At 69.5% G+C, this 561-nt stretch carries 1 protein-coding gene; it reads right to left on the bottom strand.

The genetic code is table 11. The features are described from left to right. A partial coding sequence (locus NKI25_RS36385) for an AMP-binding enzyme (protein ID WP_353001005.1) occupies positions 1–561 on the bottom strand: 561 nt, incomplete at both ends.

The following is a 561-nucleotide window of genomic DNA, read 5'->3' on the forward strand; positions in this document are numbered from 1 at the left end:
CCTTGCGGTCGAGCTTGCCGTTCGGCGTCAGCGGTAGCGCCGCCAGCCGCACGAATGCCGTTGGCACCATGTAGTCCGGCAGCCGCCCGCTCACATGTGCGCGCAAGGCGCCGGCAAGCGCGCCGCCATCGTCCTGCTCCGCTCCCGCCTCGGGCCCACACACGACATAAGCGACAAGGTGCTTGTCGCCGGCGCGGTCCTGGCGCGCCACCACCACCGCCTCACGCACCCAGGCATGCTCGCAAAGCCGCGCCGCGATCTCGCCCGGCTCGATGCGGAAGCCGCGGATCTTCACCTGGTCATCGTTGCGGCCCAGGAACTCCAGATTGCCATCCGGCAGATAACGCCCCAGGTCGCCGGTCCGGTACATCCGGGCGCCTGCCTCATCGCTGAACGGATCGGCCAAAAACCGCTCCGCCGTCAGCTCGGGGCGGTTCAGGTAGCCACGCGCAACGCCTGCCCCGCCGATATAAAGCTCACCCACCGCCCCGAACGGCACGGGCGCGCCATGACCGTCCAGCAGGTACACCCGCGTGTTCGCAATCGGGCGCCCGATCGGGA

The organism is Mesorhizobium sp. M0808, assembly GCF_040320025.1.
In the GTDB taxonomy this organism is placed as follows: Bacteria; Pseudomonadota; Alphaproteobacteria; order Rhizobiales; family Rhizobiaceae; genus Mesorhizobium.